This window comes from Gilliamella sp. B3892, assembly GCF_026536305.1.
GTDB lineage: Bacteria > Pseudomonadota > Gammaproteobacteria > Enterobacterales > Orbaceae > Gilliamella.
On the sequence record NZ_JAFNOK010000036.1, the window covers coordinates 1 to 1010 of the forward strand.

Below are 1010 nucleotides of genomic sequence, written 5' to 3' on the forward strand. Positions count from 1 at the left end.
ATATACGGGCGGTCGGGGTTGCTGTCGGTAAAGGCTATCGCCACTTCTGTGCCGTCAATTAACGGAAAGTGAAAGCCATAGGTGTTGCCGGCATACGGTTTGGCTAATCTGACCCACAGGCTCTCTTCACCGTTTTTCCAGTTTTTTAAGTCAAAGTTGAATTTGACCCGATAGCGTCCTTGCGTATCGATATAACCGTAAGTGTCATTATCCGGACTGGTGACCCGTGCCGGTAATGTTCCGCCGACTGTCGGCCAGGCTATCGGTTTTGGCCGGTAAGGTTTAAAGGCTTGATACGGTATCGCCGTAAAGCGCAGCTCATAAGCATCGGTGCGGTTACCTTGTCCTTCAACACTTAAAATAATCACGCCGTCATCGATATCAGCCAGCGGGCTGCCTTTTATGTGAATCCGTTGTCCCGGTGCCAGATTGTAGTGGTTGCTGGCGCCGCTGATGATGATTTTTTCACTGATTGCGTGTTCATGACGAATACGTGCATACCATTGCCCGCTTTCAATATGGCGGCTATTATCTTTTTCATCAGCGCTGTCATCATTGTCACTTGGCTGGCTTTCATCATTATCCTGCGCGGTTTTTACGCCATTTGCATTTAAGCCTTTATAGTGCTCAGCATAGCGGTAATCCGTTCCGTAGGTGGTGGTCTCTTTCGGTTGACTGTTGACATCACTGAGTAAACTGGCTTTGGCATCCCGGTAGTTGTAATCCTGCACCTTGACTGAGGACTCGACCACCTGACTGTCTAACTGGATATCCCATACGCTTTCAACGCCGTCATCGGTCATACCGCTCGGCTGTTTGTACTCAATATCAGCCGCCTGATGATAACCTTGTTCATCATCACTGATAACAAGGACATCACAATGATGCTCGGCATGCGTTTCAAAACGAAACCAGACACCGATATCGGCTAACAGTCGCTGAATAAAGGCTAAATCACTCTCCTGCCATTGGGTGATAAATTCTCTTTCCGGATAGGTCTCTTTTAATTC

1 protein-coding gene is annotated in these 1010 nt (G+C 48.0%); it reads right to left on the minus strand.

The genetic code is table 11. The annotated features are described in order from the left end of the window. The coding region (locus tag J3U74_RS12380; protein WP_267338095.1) for a type VI secretion system Vgr family protein at window positions 1-1010 on the minus strand (1010 nt) is incomplete at both ends.